The sequence below is a fragment of the Spiroplasma taiwanense CT-1 genome (assembly GCF_000439435.1).
Classification (GTDB): Bacteria; Bacillota_I; Bacilli_A; order Mycoplasmatales; family Mycoplasmataceae; genus Spiroplasma_A; species Spiroplasma_A taiwanense.
Genome location: NC_021846.1, coordinates 625,799 through 642,846, shown reverse-complemented (window position 1 = coordinate 642,846; position 17,048 = coordinate 625,799). Strand labels below are relative to the sequence as shown.

21 protein-coding genes and 1 pseudogene are annotated in these 17,048 nt (G+C 24.5%); 21 read left to right on the top strand and 1 reads right to left on the bottom strand.

The features are described from left to right. The first annotated feature begins 81 nt into the window (after window positions 1-81). The 18 genes and pseudogenes from STAIW_RS06215 (at window position 82) to STAIW_RS03245 (ending at window position 12,734) form a co-directional block, all read left to right on the top strand. Window positions 82-564 (top strand): hypothetical protein, encoded by a 483-nt coding sequence (locus STAIW_RS06215; RefSeq protein ID WP_169522266.1) that lies wholly within the window; start codon window positions 82-84, stop codon window positions 562-564. Between the two features lie 224 nt (window positions 565-788). After that, the gene (locus STAIW_RS03315; RefSeq protein ID WP_020834438.1) at window positions 789-2,618 is read left to right on the top strand and encodes an extracellular solute-binding protein; all 1,830 of its coding nucleotides are present in this window, start codon (window positions 789-791) and stop codon (window positions 2,616-2,618) included. A 120-nt stretch (window positions 2,619-2,738) separates the two neighbouring features. Beyond that, window positions 2,739-3,446 (top strand): hypothetical protein, encoded by a 708-nt coding sequence (locus STAIW_RS03310; protein WP_041618860.1) that lies wholly within the window; start codon window positions 2,739-2,741, stop codon window positions 3,444-3,446. Beyond that, window positions 3,443-3,538, top strand: a pseudogene (locus STAIW_RS06830) (hypothetical protein); the annotation flags it as partial. The gene STAIW_RS03310 and the pseudogene STAIW_RS06830, both read left to right, overlap by 4 nt. Before the next feature lie 33 nt (window positions 3,539-3,571). After that, on the top strand, window positions 3,572-4,180 hold the full coding sequence (locus STAIW_RS03305) for a hypothetical protein (protein ID WP_020834437.1): 609 nt from the start codon (window positions 3,572-3,574) through the stop codon (window positions 4,178-4,180). A gap of 61 nt (window positions 4,181-4,241) precedes the next feature. Further along, window positions 4,242-5,144, top strand: coding sequence for an Mbov_0401 family ICE element transposase-like protein (locus STAIW_RS03300; protein ID WP_020834436.1), 903 nt, complete (start codon window positions 4,242-4,244; stop codon window positions 5,142-5,144). 447 nt (window positions 5,145-5,591) lie between these two features. Continuing rightward, window positions 5,592-5,984, top strand: a complete 393-nt coding sequence (locus STAIW_RS03295; protein ID WP_020834435.1) for a hypothetical protein — start codon at window positions 5,592-5,594, stop codon at window positions 5,982-5,984. Window positions 5,985-6,100: 116 nt separating this feature from the next. Next, window positions 6,101-6,931 (top strand): hypothetical protein, encoded by an 831-nt coding sequence (locus STAIW_RS03290; RefSeq protein WP_020834434.1) that lies wholly within the window; start codon window positions 6,101-6,103, stop codon window positions 6,929-6,931. A gap of 400 nt (window positions 6,932-7,331) precedes the next feature. Continuing rightward, window positions 7,332-7,685, top strand: a complete 354-nt coding sequence (locus STAIW_RS03285; RefSeq protein ID WP_020834432.1) for an Mbov_0396 family ICE element transmembrane protein — start codon at window positions 7,332-7,334, stop codon at window positions 7,683-7,685. 12 nt (window positions 7,686-7,697) lie between these two features. Next, the gene (locus tag STAIW_RS06210) at window positions 7,698-7,838 is read left to right on the top strand and encodes a hypothetical protein (protein WP_020834431.1); all 141 of its coding nucleotides are present in this window, start codon (window positions 7,698-7,700) and stop codon (window positions 7,836-7,838) included. Between the two features lie 19 nt (window positions 7,839-7,857). Then, window positions 7,858-8,355, top strand: a complete 498-nt coding sequence (locus tag STAIW_RS03280) for a hypothetical protein (protein WP_020834430.1) — start codon at window positions 7,858-7,860, stop codon at window positions 8,353-8,355. Beyond that, window positions 8,315-8,677, top strand: coding sequence for an ABC transporter permease (locus STAIW_RS03275; RefSeq protein WP_020834429.1), 363 nt, complete (start codon window positions 8,315-8,317; stop codon window positions 8,675-8,677). Before STAIW_RS03280 ends, STAIW_RS03275 begins: the two co-directional genes overlap by 41 nt. Before the next feature lie 162 nt (window positions 8,678-8,839). Further along, window positions 8,840-10,057 carry a lipoprotein gene (locus STAIW_RS03270; RefSeq protein ID WP_020834428.1) on the top strand — a complete coding sequence of 406 codons (1,218 nt, stop codon included), beginning with the start codon at window positions 8,840-8,842 and terminating at the stop codon, window positions 10,055-10,057. 168 nt (window positions 10,058-10,225) lie between these two features. Further along, window positions 10,226-10,570, top strand: a complete 345-nt coding sequence (locus STAIW_RS03265) for a hypothetical protein (RefSeq protein ID WP_020834427.1) — start codon at window positions 10,226-10,228, stop codon at window positions 10,568-10,570. After that, the gene (locus STAIW_RS03260) at window positions 10,536-10,907 is read left to right on the top strand and encodes a hypothetical protein (RefSeq protein WP_020834426.1); all 372 of its coding nucleotides are present in this window, start codon (window positions 10,536-10,538) and stop codon (window positions 10,905-10,907) included. The genes STAIW_RS03265 and STAIW_RS03260 overlap by 35 nt, the downstream gene beginning before the upstream one ends. Before the next feature lie 84 nt (window positions 10,908-10,991). Then, complete coding sequence (locus STAIW_RS03255) at window positions 10,992-11,270, top strand: hypothetical protein (RefSeq protein ID WP_020834425.1); 279 nt, start codon at window positions 10,992-10,994, stop codon at window positions 11,268-11,270. Next, window positions 11,257-11,730: a hypothetical protein gene (locus STAIW_RS03250; protein ID WP_041618857.1), complete on the top strand. Its 474-nt coding sequence runs from the start codon at window positions 11,257-11,259 to the stop codon at window positions 11,728-11,730. Before STAIW_RS03255 ends, STAIW_RS03250 begins: the two co-directional genes overlap by 14 nt. Window positions 11,731-12,455: 725 nt before the next feature. After that, complete coding sequence (locus STAIW_RS03245; protein ID WP_020834422.1) at window positions 12,456-12,734, top strand: hypothetical protein; 279 nt, start codon at window positions 12,456-12,458, stop codon at window positions 12,732-12,734. 17 nt (window positions 12,735-12,751) lie between these two features. Here STAIW_RS03245 and STAIW_RS03240 read toward each other — a convergent pair whose 3' ends face one another. Next, window positions 12,752-12,964 carry a hypothetical protein gene (locus STAIW_RS03240; protein WP_020834421.1) on the bottom strand — a complete coding sequence of 71 codons (213 nt, stop codon included), beginning with the start codon at window positions 12,962-12,964 and terminating at the stop codon, window positions 12,752-12,754. A 216-nt stretch (window positions 12,965-13,180) separates the two neighbouring features. Here STAIW_RS03240 and STAIW_RS03235 point away from each other — a divergent pair, with 216 nt between their 5' ends. The 3 genes from STAIW_RS03235 (at window position 13,181) to STAIW_RS03225 (ending at window position 17,002) form a co-directional block, all read left to right on the top strand. Further along, window positions 13,181-13,873, top strand: a complete 693-nt coding sequence (locus tag STAIW_RS03235; protein ID WP_020834420.1) for an ABC transporter ATP-binding protein — start codon at window positions 13,181-13,183, stop codon at window positions 13,871-13,873. A 1-nt stretch (window position 13,874) separates the two neighbouring features. Next, complete coding sequence (locus tag STAIW_RS03230) at window positions 13,875-14,882, top strand: hypothetical protein (protein ID WP_020834419.1); 1,008 nt, start codon at window positions 13,875-13,877, stop codon at window positions 14,880-14,882. 152 nt (window positions 14,883-15,034) lie between these two features. Further along, a complete protein-coding gene (locus STAIW_RS03225) occupies window positions 15,035-17,002 on the top strand; it encodes a transketolase (RefSeq protein ID WP_020834418.1) in 1,968 nt (655 codons plus the stop codon). The last annotated feature ends 46 nt before the right edge of the window (window positions 17,003-17,048 follow it).

Sequence of the window (17,048 nt, the reverse complement as noted above, 5' to 3'; positions counted from 1 at the left end):
ATTGTTTGAATAATATTTTTTCTAATTTTTTTTAATAAAAGAAAGTATGGAGTCAATTCGGATCGATTTAGAATTGTTATTATGAATTGAAATTTAATTGTTTTCATAATATTTTGAATTGGAATAATTTATTATATTCATCAAGATGCTGAATTTATTAGTAGTTATTCAAAAAACCAAATAATTTGTACAATTGTAACCCATTTTATTGCACCATTAAGCTTAATAATTATTTATTGATTTGTAATGGGAAATGAAAAAATTGAATATTTTAATATGTGAAAAAAATTTGATATTTATATTGCTATGTTATATCCTCTTCTATATATGTTTTATATTTACATAAGAGGGTTGATGTATGAAAAAGATAGCTTGAGTTTTGGAGCATGACCTTATCCTTTTTTAGATTTTGAGAATTTATTTATTGGTAATTCAATTTTTAGCTATATGATTTTATTATCTGTAATATTTTTCTTTTGAATAACAGCACATCATTTATTTTTAATGTATATTAATAATTTAGCTTTTAAATTTAAAATAAAAAATATTAATAAAGAACTATAAAAAAACTATTTTTATATAGTAAAATAATTATGGAATCATAAATAACTTATATAAACTAACATAACGGGTTAGTGTTTCTACTTTCTCACCAATGAGAAATTTATGAGTTAATATTAAAAATTATAAATTCCTAATTTTAAAACTGAATAAACTAATTAATTTACGTATAAATCTAAAAAGTTATTTTTGATTTCACATTATTTAAATTAAATGGAGAAAAGTATATGAAAAGACTATTAAGTTTATTAAGTTCTGCAACACTTGTTGTTTCAGCAACAACAACAATTGTTGCATGTGAAAATGATAGTGATAATAAAGTAATTTTTATGCTTGATGAATGAACAACACAAACTATTTCTGATGCGTATAAAAATGTAATTGATGACTTTAATAATAATTATAATGATTCTGATGTTAAGGTTGAACTACAAATTTGGGGTGATGGACAAATTATGAATTCAATTCAAGCAAATGAAGTTTTACCTGATTTATATATAACTTATGCAGATGTATTGGCAAAATATAAAGCTTTTGCACCTGAAAAAGTTGTCGATGTTAAAGAAGCAGGTTATTTACCAAATGACTCAATATTTACACCATATCAAGAAACATTTTTAGATGAAGGTGTTATTGCTGGGGGTATGTATGTTTTACCTGTTTTAAAATCTTTTGATACATCATCTTTAAATTTAAGATTATTAAAAGAAATGGTAGATATTTTTAAAGATCCAGGAACTAATTATGACTCAAATGGAGTTTTTATGAAAAATGAATTAGGAATAAAAGATGAAAAGGGAGAAGATATTAAAATTGTATCTTCTGATTTATTTGTTGATGGTCAAATAGTAGTGTCAGAAAATAAGGAATTATATAATGATATTGCAAAAGCAAATAGTGTAAATGCATTAAGAAAAATTTTACAACTTAATACAAATGTTGCTCAACTTGCAAAAGACTTTAAAAATTTACAAACAAAAAATGCAAAAAATGAACAAAATGAATATGCAAAAGCTTTTGCTTTAGGAATTGATTCAATGGATAATAAAGTATATTCAAATTATGCAAATAATCTTGGTGAAGAAAGAATTAAAGTTACATCTGAAAATAAAAAATTTTTGTATAATTATTATAATGATCAATTATATGTAAATAACCAAAGTGGTTCTGAAAGTGTAAAAGAAACAGTTGATTGATTGGAAGAATTGAGATTAATTGAAAATAATAATAACAAAACAACTGGTTCATTAAATTCAGATATATCAAAATTAGATGAAACTGGAACTTTATTTGTTTCAAATAGAGATACAGGAAGTAAAATTTATTCATTTAATTATTTTTCACAAGGAACAATGTTAATGGCATCAGGTTCTAATTCACAATCATTTTTATGATGAACACCTGAAGCAAATATTGGAAAAACTGTGAATAGTGATGTTGCTGTTAAACCAACAGATATTTTAGTTTTAGCACAAAGTACTCAAAAAGGTGGTTCTCATATTATGCAACAAGGTGCAGGGTTTGGTTCATTTAAAAGTACTACTGAGGAAAAAACAAATGTAACAAAAGAATTTACTCATTTTTTAATGAATAAAGATAATATGGCAAAATTGGCAATTTGAACAGGTTATATGCCTTCAAATGAAAAAGCATATACTGAAACAGATTATGAGAAATGAATTTCAGGTGAAGAAGAAGTTGAATATTATAAAGATGGTCAAGTCTATAATCGTCAAAATTTAATAATTGCACAAATTGCAAAATTATTAGGCGATAAAGATAACCATAATTTTAACACAATCGAAAGTGCTGAACCAGGAGGTTCAGTTAGAGATAAAGTATTTAAAAATGAAATTCAAGTGGGAATGTATAAGTCAGATGGTGAATTAACAATGGATAAATTTTGAAAAGGTGAAAATACTTCAAAAGTTAGTTATGTTGGAGCAACTGCTCAATTTAATACAATAGCAACAGATATTAATCCTTTAAAATTACCTGAATTTGAAACTACAATAGAAAATAAAAATAATATTATTTTAAATAGAAAAGAAAATTAATTTTTAAAGAAGAAAGAAACTTTTAAAGATTTCTTTTTTTTATTAAAAAAATATTCTATCTAACTACTTGAAAATTAATTTTTTTTTAAATAATATATTTACATATCGTGGGAATAAAAGATGAAAAAAATATTGAGAATAACATTATCAATATTTTTTTTTGCGCCTTCAATTTCTGTTGTTGCGTGTGGTGTGGGTAATAATTTTGGTACTGATTTATCAAAAATAGCAAATTGAAATTGAACAAATGAGGAACCATATTTTAATGGTTATCTTGATAAGTGAAATGTACCAATTTCAAAAACAGAAAATAAAATTGAAGATTTAGGAAAAATTGATATTGAGTCAAGAGGGAGTTATTTAGATTTAAATAATTTTAATACTTCTTTTAAAACAAAAATGGAAATACAAAAACAAGTTGCAACAGGAGTTTCATTAAATAATAAGTTTTTACCAAATGGAAATTTTGTATCTAATTTTAAGAAAATAAATAAAATAGAACTTTATGATGTAAAAAATAAAATTGTGGATTGAAAATATGAAGATGATTTAGATGCAAAATATAATACTTCAAGAATTCCACTTCAAAATAAAGAAAAAGTTGCTCAAAAATGAATTGATCGTCAAAGTAGTAAAGCACTTGAAGCAAATATGACAACAATTATAGAATCAACTTCAAAAGAAAATACTATTATTGACAAAAAAAGAACTTATGAAAGAAGTTTTAATAACTATCAATATAATGATATTTTAATTTCATGAGCTGGTGCAATTGATGAAGGAATAATAGTTCCACCAGCAAAAAATCAAGTTAAAAAGCTCATTTAAATGGAACTAAAGTTTTAGGAAATATTTTTTTAGATGGTTATTATGGGTTAACAAAACCATTAATTGAAGGTTTTATTGAAAAAGATTCAACAGGAAAATATTTAGTTGTTGATGTTTTAATAGAAATGGCATTGAAAATGGGATTTGATGGTTGATTTTGAAATAATGAACCAAATGGTGCACAACTAAATGGAACAGTTATGGATTATGAAGTTTCAGTTGAAATAATGAGACAATTGCAAGAAAAAATTAAAAATAGTAATAATGAAAAAGTAAAACAATTAGTAACTTTATTAAAAGATGTTTTTATAGAACTTGATGAACAAAAAGAAATAATTTTTAATAAATTTAAACAAGAAACCAAAGACAATTATATTGAACAAGAATTTGATAAAAAGAAACAAGAATTTGATAAATTAGAAATATCTATTGTTTATTTTAATAAAGAATATGATGTTTTAAAAGATGAAACTGGTCATGGGTGAAGTTATTATAAAAAAAATTATAATAAAAATTTAGAGCAATTTAATCAAGGTAATTGGCCAGAATGATTAGAATTATCTATAAATGATTTTTCAATTGCAAGAACTGGTGAACGATGAAAAACTGACAATTTTTTTGAGATTTCAAAAAATATGTTAATAGTATTAGGGGATATAAAAATTAGCCATGATAAAGATCAACCTAAAAATGCATGAGTTGAAGGTATAAAAGTTAATACTAAATTTGAATAGAGCTTATGCTCTATTTTTTATTTAATTAAATAATATAATTATTTAAAAAGGAGGAAATAATATGTTATTTAATCGTAAGGAAGAATATAAATATTTATTAAACAAAAGAAAGGAAGAAATAGAGACTAGAGACATGGAACTTCTTGAAAATAGAGACAAAAAAAAATACATCCTCGTTAAAGTCAAATCCAGAACAATTACGACAGAGTTTGGAAATTTAACATTCGATAGACATATCTATAAACATTATATAAATAAAAAATGAAAATATACAGCACTAATTGATGAAGAATTAAAATTAAAGAAGTGATCTAAACTGGATTCAAATTTAATTGAATTAATCAAAGAACAATTAGGTACTGGTAAACGTTATAGAGATATTATTGAAATGTTTCCTGAAGCTCAATTATCACCAATGACTATTTCAAGAATCTTTAAATCTATAGAAAATCAAGATAAAAGAAATAAAGTTGAGAGGAAAGTTAATTTAGTTGATAAACAAAGAGTATATATTTTTGTTGATGATGCATTTGTTAATGTTGATAGATTTAAAAATAAATATAAATGAAGAAAATTAAAAAGAAATAAGGATACTCAAATAAGAGTAATTTCTTTTTGCACAGGTTTTGATATTAAAACAATTCATAAAAAGCGTAGAAAATTAAAAGATAAAAGAACTACATTTTTTATGGGAAAAGATGAAAAGTTAACAACTGAAGAACTAGCTATAAGAATTTATGAATTAGGATGCAATTTCTATGAAAACTTTGAAAATGCTAAATTGGTAGTTGGAGGAGATGGCACTACTTGAATTAAGGAATTAGCTTCGTTTATGGGAGCTAACTATATTTTAGATAGATTTCATGCTGTTAGAGAATTTAGAAAGCTATTTTTGTTTAGTGGTAAATATCAAGGTAAAGAATTATTTAAAATCGCCATAGATTTATTTTATTCAGGTAATTAGGATGATCTAATAGAATTACTAGAAATTGAGGCCCCAAAAGAAGTCTTTAAATACTTTAAAAATAATAGGGTAGGAATAATCAATCAAGGTGCAAAATGAAATATTGGAGTATCGGCTGAATCAGATGTTTCAAGGCTTGTAAAGTCTGCGTTGGGTTATGGAAGTAAAGTATATTCATTAACCGTATTAAAAAATATGCTCAATGAAAGAGCATATAAATTGAACAATAATTTAATCTTTTAATAATATGTAATTTAATAAATGACAAACAAATCTAAAAAATTTGTAATTTTTGTTTTGTTTAAATGTTAAAAAATGTATAATAAAAGTACAATTGAATGAAAAAATCGCATTTTCTATTCCCTACCTTTAAGTTATACACCCAAAATTTTTAGTTTTATTTATTATTTTATTAAAAACTTGTATACTAATAAAAAGGAGTAAAATATGGAAAAAAATAAAACAGAATTTGAAGGTTTATTTAAAGTTGGAGTAATCATAACTGTTGTTTTGTCTTCTTTAAGTTTAGGCTTTTTCTTACTTTATGCACTAATAATAATTTTATTAGGAATTAAACAAGGAATTGAATTTGTAATAGCAACTATTATAGTTATTCTTTTCCTTGGATCATTTATGATAGGGACTTTAGTTACTTTAATTTTGTTTGTAAAAGCATTAAAAAATAAATCAACAAATTTAAAAGTTGCACTAGGCGTTTTAGGAATCTTATTTAGTGGACTAATTGGTGGTATTTTAATTCTATGTGCACCTGCTGAATTAAATTCAGGTCCCCAAATGGAAATAAATAAACAAATGGATGAACCAGTTTTGTCAGAATAAAATAACTTAACTTGAAGTAATATATTTTATTTAAAAGTAAAATATATCACTTTTTTAAAAAGTTTTTTTATACCATAAAAGTTATAATCATTAAATAATAGTAAAGGGGATTTAAAATGTATTTTTTTCTGAAACAAAATAATCATAATCAAAAGAAAATTGAAAAGACTTTTTTAATTTGATTTGCTCTAGTTCCTATTTTATGTGTATTATTGGATTTATTTTTCACAACAATTCAACCAAAATATGGACCTGGAAAAGATGGAGAATATACAGTAAATTTTGATTATGCATTAATTTCTCAATCACTTTATTTATCTGTTTGAAGTGCATTAGCAACATCTGCTTATGGAATTACAAATTGAATTAGTATCAATTATAATAATATGCCAAAGTGAATTTCAGGAAAAAATAATTTAACTAGACTTGTTGTAATAAATATTGTTACTTTTTTAATATATAATTCACAATTAATAATATCTAGTGTCACTAAAAATTGAAGTGGGATGACTGGTTTTGACACTTGATATAATATTTTTAAATCAGTTTTTGAACATGTGTTAACACCAATTTTGGTTATTGTATTTTATTTTATAATTCCAAAAGGAATTGTTAACAATAAAACTTATTTTAAAAAATATAGTTGATTTAATATACTTTTAATTGGTACTTATACTGTATATATCTTAACTAGAGCTGCAATGTTAATAAATTATTATCCAGATGATAGAGAAATGGGTGCATACAAACCATTTCCTTATCCACAAATAGATCCATATGTTGTAGGATGAGGAGTATTTTCTGTGGAATTAATTGCAGTTGTATTTGCACCTGTTGGTTTAGGGTGTGGTCTAAATTATTTGACAAATATTTTATATTCAAAACAAATATTAAAAATTGAAAACTATAATAATTCTAAAGTAGTTAATTCAGAATTAGAATTTTAATTTATAAGTAAATAAAATAAAAAAATAAGAGTATTTAGTGAGTATAAAATTAATTTATTAAAAATTTTTATTATGATAAAATTAAATTATTTTAATAAAAATTTTTTTAAAATAGTTTGGAGGCTTTTTATGATTAAAAAAATTGATAATGTAATTAAAATTTATTCATTAACTTTAGGATTAGTTTTAACTATTGCTATACGAATACTTTTAATGAAGATTTAGATTGAAAAACAAGAATTGTAAAATCTTTAAAATCAACTGCACTTGCAATAGTGTTTATATTTTTTATACCAATTGTTTTTTTTATGGATTAACATTTTTAATCGAATTTTTACAAAAAGCTTTTCAATTAGCTTTTGGTTTAAAAAATGCCAATTTAGCAGATTTGTTATATAAAATGGGTGACCCTGATTGAAAAGGGGATTTTGAAAATATACCTAGTGATTATGCAGTTCCTGGAAATATTAGAAACTATAATATAGTTGTAGAAATATTGGCAGTTGCATTTTTACTTTATACTTTGATAATGTTGTGTATGGCAATTGTTCAAAAAAGTATTGAGTTATTTTTATTATTTTTAATTGGACCACTTGTTGCTGCATGAATGGTAAATGATCATGGTATAAGAATGAAACAATGAAAATACATGATTATTGCTAAAGCTTTGGTGAGTATAGGAAATATTTTAAGTTACATAGTAATGATTAATTTCTTAATGTTATTTATTTCAAAATCAATTAATAAATTTTAATTTTCAACAAAAATGTTTTTACTAATTGTTGTAATTTTTGGTGTATCAACATTTGCACTTGTTGCTCCTCAAATTATAGCTAGTTTTACTGGTGGAGAAGGTGTAACACATAGTGAAGGTCAAAATGCTCTTTTAAGTGCAAAAACACGGTAAATGCATATTTGGAGCCGGAATGAAAGAACTTGGATGAGCTGCTGGAGGAGCTGGAATGATGGCTTTATTTAAATCTAAAGGTTCAAATGCTGCAACCAATGCATTAAATAAAGCTACTGATAAAATACAAAACTTTTCTGCTTCGGACCCAGATGGTTCAATTGAAGGAGGAAAACAAAATGTTGCAGCTGCTCAAAATATAAAACAAAAAAGGAGTGGTTTTCCAAGTGTTATTGGAAAAGTTACAAGAAGTGCAACAAGTGGTGTTGCATTTGCTGGAGGTTTATTTTCAAGAAAAGGTTGAGCAAGTATGGGAGCAACTACTAAAAATGTTGTTAAAGGTGTAGCATCTAATTTTGGTAAAGTTGCAGGAGTAAATACAGTTGATAGATTTGTTGCAAAAAGAAATAAGGTAAATGATACTTATTATTGATTATATGATTTTTGTAAAACCTGAATTAATAAATATTCCAATTATGATATTAACAATTATTTTAATAAGTGATTTATATGTTAGTCAATATAGAACATTTATGATTGTTATGAAAAATTTTGGATATTCAAATAAGGAAATTTTCTTATGTATATTTGGTTTATTAATTCTTACTTCATTTTTCTCATTTTTAATTGGAGCTTCATTTAGTTATCTTGCAATTTATACATCCGTTAAAATTATAATTAACTTTATTGGGATTATTTCTTTTGGGATTACTTGATGGGCTCCTTTAACTGCTGGAATATTAATTTTTCTTTTATATTTTATTTCGTTATTAATAACAACTTGAAAAATTAGAAATAACTCTCCAAGTGTTTTAATTGATTTTAACAAAATTAACTAAAATTATTTTTAAAATGTAAAAAATAATATATTTATAAATATATATTATTTTTTATTTACTAAATTTTTTTTCATTTTGATTAAAATAAATTAACCTTAGTAGTACATATTAAAATATATATAGACTTAAAGTCGGGTTATTCAAAAAAATAAAGGAGAAAAAATGAAAAAATTATTAGGATTATTAGCTGCAACTGGTTTAGTTGCAACAACCAGCGCAACTGTTGTTGCATGTGGTGACAAAGAAGTTAGCGCAGCTGAAAAATTAGTAAATGATGTTAAAGAGTTTATTTCTAAAGGAAATGACTCATGAATTGAAGGAACAACAACAGCACAAGATATTATTGATGCTACATTTTCAAAATTTGTTGTTAAAGATGGAAACGTTGTTAAAGATGCAGAAAGTTTATCAGGATTAAAATCAGATAGTTTAATCTTAAAAATTGGTCAAACTTCAAAAAAAGTAGCTGAATTATCATTTGATATTGAAGTTTATGCAACAAAAGCAGGAACAGCTAAAAATGAATTTGTTAAAAATACAGATAGTGTTAAAAAAGGTGTTTCAGTTGTTAAACTAAAAGAAAATGATTCAAAAACTCCTATTATATCAGCAATTCAAGATCAAAATGTTGTTATTGGTAAAAAATTGGAAGTTGATGTAACTATTACAAATCCTGTTGAAGGAGTGGAACTTAAAGCAGAATCAGCAACAATTGCTAATGCAACAGTTGCTATAAAAGAAAATAATAAAATTGAAATTACAGGTGTTGCAGCTGGTGATTCAGAAATAACAGTAAGTTATGAAGGTGCAACAAGTGTAAAATTCATAGTAACTGTTGAAGCAGAAGCAGAAGCAGAAGCACCAGTTATATCACCAATTGAAAACAAAACAGTTGTTATTGGTGAAAAAATTGAAGTTACTGTAGAAATTGCACATCCTGTTGATGGAGTAGAAATTAGTGCAACTTCAGCAACAATTGCTAATGCAACAGTTGCTATAAAAGAAAATAATAAAATTGAAATTACAGGTGTTGCAGCTGGTGATTCAGAAATAACAGTAAGTTATGAAGGTGCAACAAGTGTAAAATTCATAGTAACTGTTAAAGCAGAAGCAGAAGCAGAAGCACCAGTTATATCACCAATTGAAAACAAAACAGTTGTTGCTGGTGAAAAAATTGAAGTTACTGTAGAAATTGCACATCCTGTTGATGGAGTAGAAATTAGTGCAACTTCAGCAACAATTGCTAATGCAACAGTTGCTATAAAAGAAAATAATAAAATTGAAATTACAGGTGTTGCAGCTGGTGATTCAGAAATAACAGTAAGTTATACTGGTGCCCAAGATGTTACTTTTACAGTTACAGTAACAGCAGCACAATAAAAATATATAATATATATAATTCATTAGAAAAATTCAAAATCTATGTATTTTTAAATATATAGATTTTTTATATTTTAAAAGGAATTTAGCATTTTTAAAATATTTTTTTTTGCAAAAGTATAATATTTGTAGTTACAAATTTAAGTAACTACAAAAGAAGGGGATAAAATGAAAAGAATATCTATTTTATCATTAGTGTGTATTTTTCAAAGTAGTTTATTATCAATGACTAATATTCAAACAAAAAATAATTTGAATGAAAGTCCAATTACAAATAAACTACAAAGCAATGTTATTATTAACAGTCCAACAAATGAAGGTTTTACTGAAGGGGGCTATTCAAGCTGAGGAAGTAGTACAAAAGGAGACTTTAGAACAGGAGATGTTTATTTGAATACAAATTTAATTGGTAATATGAATTTTATAAATCAAAATTATACTTCTGTTGAAGTAAAAGTAATATTTTTAGTTGGAATTTATGAATCAGAAGGAAATTCTTATAATTTTTTTTAATGGTTATTTAAATTTTTTCACAGATTTAAAATATATTAGTGATTATAATAAACCAATCTTGACAACACCAAGTCAAAAACAAGAAAGTTATTTAAAAGTGGGTTGAAATTATCCTTCAGACACTGGATTTTATGGAAAACAAATAGGTTCATTTGTATTTATTCATACAGATGAAGATGCAAATTATCCAAAATTAGCAATGATAAATATAGGTTTATATTGATCAGATGCAGGAAGACTAGTAGTAAAATATAATGTATCATTTAATTTTAGAAATGCAAGTTTAACTAGAAAATATATAAATGTTCGGGCGTATAACAAAGAGGTAGGAAAATAGAAAAAAGACGATAAATTCGTCTTTTTTTGTTCTTTTGTAAAACCAAATAAACACTTCGTATAAATATTGGAAAGAGATTTTAATATGCATGCGAGAATAGAATTTAAATATATGAGTTTTTCTAGAGGTTCTAAAGAATTTAGACTTTTATACAAAATTGAAGAATTCAGTTCTTATCAATTAGAATGAGAAGAAATTATTAAATTTGAATTACCTGTTTGCAGTAAAGTTAAAGAATGTCTAATTTGATTAAAAAATAATTTATATGAAGTGTATGAAATGCTAGATCTAGAAATTCCATTTGAGGCTATTGAATTTAAATTTCAAAGAAGGCCAAAAAGTATGGGAGTTGATTTATATTAATAGTTACTATTTAGGAATCGATATTTCTGGAACTGGTACAACCTCAATTTTTGATGGTTTTAATATTCATACTTTTTTTAGTAAAGAGTGAAAAGAACATTTTAAATTCATACAAAAAATTAGAGGTCTATACCCATCAATTAATGAATGTATTATTTTTGAAGAAATGAGACCCTTACAAAATAATGTAGCTAATACAGATATGGTTTCATATTCAAAGTTAATAGGTGCTATTGAAATTAAATATAAAAACATATTTAAAATTAATTCATTTATGATTAAAAACTTTAAAGATAAAATTCAAAATAATAAAAAATCAATTGAGGGACTCATATTTAAAGTTGGTCGTGCTGGGGGTTGATTTTGGTGCTCCAAACGCATTAATGAGCATGAAGTGGATGCAATTATTATCTACTATTATGGATCAGCAAAAAAAGAAGGTATAATAAATATACGTTAAAGTAAAGCTCATAAGAGAGTGAATTAAATTAATCCTCATTAAAATGAAGGATGGCTAGAGGCGGCTTATGTTCTGGGGTGACTCTTTAAAAAATTGTTCTCCGGTTATGTGGTATACGTGAACCATTAGAGACCGCATCTATAAAAGGCGGGGTAACTTCAGGGTTGCGCTTGAAGTACGGCTATCCAATTTTAATGGATAGAGGTAGATTTTTTGTTGTACCTAATTATTAGATATTAACAAAAAATGGCAGTCTAAACTCTTATGAGTTGCATAAGTGAGATTCCTTGTGAAAGGTTTTTGGGGTAGAAAATGTAAATGATACTCACATGCATGCTGGCCGTTGCGTGGTGACCGAAAGAATTGCACTTTGTTCTTTTTATAGTGCAAAGTGCGTCTAACCTGAGCGGGCTCTGGAAAGAATGTTATTTTTTATACTTTTATAGAAATATAGAGGTAATTTAAAATGAAAAATAAATGTCAAAATACAAGCTGTAGTAGAGAATTTAGTTATTTTCCACATACTAGATATTTAATTAATAAAAGTAAAGTTTTGAAAGTTTGTAATAAATGCAATCAGTTAGAAATAGAGTTACGTTTAAAAAAATTATATAAAGGAAAAAGTCAAAAGATATAAAAAGAAATGGAAACCTTATTAAAGATAATTAATACTCAATCAAATACCATTAAAAATTTAACAGTTGAAAAATTTAACGGTGATAATAATGAATAAAGATATAGTTAAAAACAATTTAATTCATTTATCAGGACAAGTCTATTCAAACCCAGAAGAACGCTCTGGTAAAAATGCTAACGGTTCTGGTGAATGATTAATTAGAAAAATTAAGATTATTTTTGACAATAATCAATGAATAGATCTAATTTTTGAAGATTTAGAATTATGAAATAAATATAAAAAAATTTCAATTGGTTATTATATTGAAGTTAATGGATTATTAAAAAATTCGTTTAATAGGAAAGCTAATCAATCTAAAAGCATATAAACTTAATAATAATTTATTTATTTAGTGATATTCATTAATTTTTCAATTTCTTTTATATCATTTTTTGAATCATTGTACATTAGAGAAATTTTACTATTATCTTGAAATACAATAATATATTGAAAATCAACTTTGTAGGCTCTCATAATATGAGCAACATTTATAATAACTCCTTCAATACCTGTTGAATAATTATCTGGTCATGTTTGACTCTTTAACTTATAAAACATAATAATGCCTCCTTTCTAATTTAATTATATTATTTATGCAAATTTATTAAATTTGTAATTTTTGTTTTATTTTGACTAGAATTATGGAATAATTAAATTAACAATTGATGAAAAAAATGTCTTTTTCATTTCCTACCTTTAAGTTATGCACCTTAAATGTTCAAAGATATATTTCTGCTGTAAAACTTATTGCAAAATAAGGGAGTAAATGAATTTATGATAAAAATTAGAGAAGTCTCAAAAATTATAAATAATAAAATTATTAATGAAAATATAAATATAAATGTAAAAAAATCTAATATCTATGGAATTCTTGGTCCAAATGGAGCTGGAAAAACTACATTAATAAGGCAAATTATGGACTTTATTAAACCAACTGAAGGTGAAATTAAGTTAAATGAAATTATTTCTTGGAATAATTCAAAATTAATAATGGAGGAAACTGAATATGTAGCTGGTGAAATCATTTTATTTGATGAGATGACAGGAGAAAAATACTTGAATTTTATGAAACAATATAAAAAAATTAATGAAAATCAATATATTGAAGAATTAATCTTAAAATTTGATTTAAAAGATATATTAAAAATAAAAGTTAAAAAAATGTCTAAAGGACAAAAACAAAAAATTGCCATAATTGCTGCTTTAATGAACAAGCCAAAAATTTTAATTTTAGATGAACCCACAAGTGGTTTAGATCCTTTAATGCAAAATGTTTTTAATGAAGTAATTCAAGATTTAGTAAAATTAGGAACAGCTGTTTTATTATGTTCACATATTTTTGAAGAAGTTGCAAAATTATTTAATTTTGTGGGCTTTTTAAAATATGGAAAAATAATAAAAAAAATTGAGATTAATAATAAAAATGTAAATCAATTGGAGCAGGACTTTTTAAGTCTATATAAATAAAATGAAAATTTTTATAAAATTAAAAAATGATAATAAAATTTTACTATCTCATTTTAAAATGTACTGAAAAATTTTAGTATACTTTTTAATAATAACAACGATTTATACAATTGGTTTAATTTCAATTTATATGTTTTTAGATTACAAAATAACTATTGAAAAACATTTAGGTGGACCATATATTGGCAAAATAGATATGTCTTTCTCCCCATTAGGAGATCCAAATGTTGAATGAATTTTTCAATCAGAATATGTATCAAATAATTATTCTACATTACTTTCAAATTTTTTATTTGCAGGTCCTACAATAGCATTTTTAGCAATTTCCTCAGTTATTTTTATTAATAAAATATTTATTTCTGAAATAAAAAGTGGAAAAATTGTTTCATGATTATGTCTTTCAATTTCTAGAGAAAAACTTATAATTATGAAAAGTTTGGCTATAATTATTCTAAATATTATATTATCTTCTTTAATTTTCTTTATTATATTAATATTTCGTGCATTTGCAACAGACGCAAATAAATATTTTTTCAGATTATTTTGATATTGTTTACAATTTATCATTTTTAATATATTTTTAACTTCTATTTTAATTTTTATTGCTGTTCTTTTAATAAAAAAACAAAATTTTATTTCAATAATAATTTATACAATAATTATTTCTTATATTTTAATAACTTGATTTTTTTATTACATGTATAAGACAAATGGGGGAGATATTTCAGAAAATAATTATATAAATTTTAAAATTTTTAGCTATTTATGTTTAGATAATTTAATTATAAATCCACTATTTTTTTCTTCAGAATTTATAAAAACACAAGAACTTGATGAAAATAATTATTGATGAATAATTAAAGAATATAAACTTAAAGATAATATTTGGTTAAATATTTTTATACCAATATTTTATTTAGGGATTTCATCAATAATTATTTATATAAAAAAATTATCTTTTCAAAAGAAGATTTATATGTTTAAAAAGTTAGTTATACAGTTTTTTTAAAAAATGTTATTTAATTTAACATTTTTTTATTTTTCAAAAAGTAAAAAAATTAAAATTTTTGTAAAATAAATCAATTTTAGATATTTTAATTTATAGTGCAATTTTCTTAATGTTTAAATATATAATAAAAGTGAAATGAAGAGGTTAGAGCTATGAACAAAAACAATAAAAATTTAAATGCATTACGTATTCTTGGAGTTGAAGCTGTAAACAAAGCTAATTCAGGTCACCCAGGAATTATTCTTGGTGCAGCACCAATTGTTTATTCATTATTTACAAAGATAATGAACATTAATCCTAAAAACCCGACTTGATTTAATAGAGATAGATTCGTGTTAAGTGCAGGTCATGGAAGTGGATTATTATATAGTGCATTACATTTATCAGGTTTTGATTTATCAATTGAAGATTTAAAACAATTTAGACAATTAAACTCAAAAACACCAGGTCACCCTGAATTTCAACATACTCCAGGAGTTGAAGCAACAACAGGTCCTTTAGGACAAGGATTTGCAATGGGAGTTGGAATGGCACTTGCAGAAAGTCATTTAGCTGCAAAATATAATCAAAAAGATTTAGAAATAATAAATCACTTTACATATGTTTTATGTGGAGATGGAGATTTACAAGAAGGTGTTTGTCAAGAGGCAATTAGTTTTGCAGGAAGATATAAATTAAATAAATTAATTGTTATTCATGACTCAAATGATATTCAATTAGATGCACCAGTAAATGTTGCACAAAGTGAAAATATTGCTGATCGCTTTAAAGCAGCAGGTTGAAATACTTTAAGAATTGATAATGGTGAAGATTTAGAAAACATTGTTAAATCAATAGAAAAAGCTCAAAAAAATGATAAACCAACATATATTGAGGTAAAAACAATAATTGGAATTGGTGCAACAAATCAAGGAACTGTAAAAGTTCATGGTGCTGCGTTAGGTGAAGATATTAAAGTAGTTAAAGACTATTTTAATTGAAATGAATCAGATTTTAGTATTCCAAGTGATGTATATAATTTTTATAAAGAAAATGTTTTAAATAGGGGAGTTGAATCAAATAAAAAGTGAAACGATTTATTTGAAAAATATCAATTAACCTTTCCACAATTAGCAACTCAACTTTTAAACTCAATCAATAAAGAATGAGATATTGATATTGATCAATTAATGAATTTAAATGAAAAACAAGAACAAGCAACAAGAGTTTCTTCATCAAATACTTTTAATTGATTGAGCAAAAATATTTCAAGTATAATTGGGGGAAGTGCAGACTTAAGCGAATCAACAAAAATTAAAGGTGCTGATGGCAATTATGATTTTAATAATAAAACAGGCAGAAATATTATGTATGGTGTAAGAGAATTTGCTATGAGTGCAATTAATAATGGAATTGCATTACATACTGGTCTTTTACCAATTGCATCAGGTTTCTTTGTTTTTGCAGATTATTTAAAACCAGCGTTAAGAATGAGTGCAATTATGAAAATTCAAACACTTTCAGTATTTACACATGATTCAATAGCTGTTGGAGAAGATGGGCCAACTCATCAACCAATTGAACAACTTGCAATGCTTAGAAGTATACCAAATATAAGTGTTTATAGACCTTGTGATATGGCAGAAACTCTTGCTAGTTATTATTGTGCTTTAAATAATAAAACAAAACCAAGTGTTATTGTAGCTACTCGTCAAAATTTAAAAGAGCTTGATCATTCAAAAGATATTTTAAATGAAGTAAAAAAAGGAGCTTATTTAATTTCAAAATCACAAAATGCAGATATAACTCTAATTGCATCAGGAAGTGAAGTTCAACTTGCATTAGAAATTAAAGAAATTTTGGAAAATAAAAATCATAAGGTAAATGTTGTTTCAATGGTAAATATGAATGAATTTTTACTTCAATCAAAAGAATATCAAAATCAAATAATTGATAAAAATACAAAAAGATTTTCAATAGAATTATCATCAACTTTTGGTTGACACCAATTTTTAGGTGATAGTGGAGTAGCATTTGGTGTGGATACATTTGGTTATTCAGCACCATTTAATGATGTTTTAAAACATATTAAATTTGATGCACAAAATATTTCACAAGAAATTTTAAATAGTATTGATTAATTAAATATGTTATTATTAATAAGACATATTTTTTTTATAAAGGAGA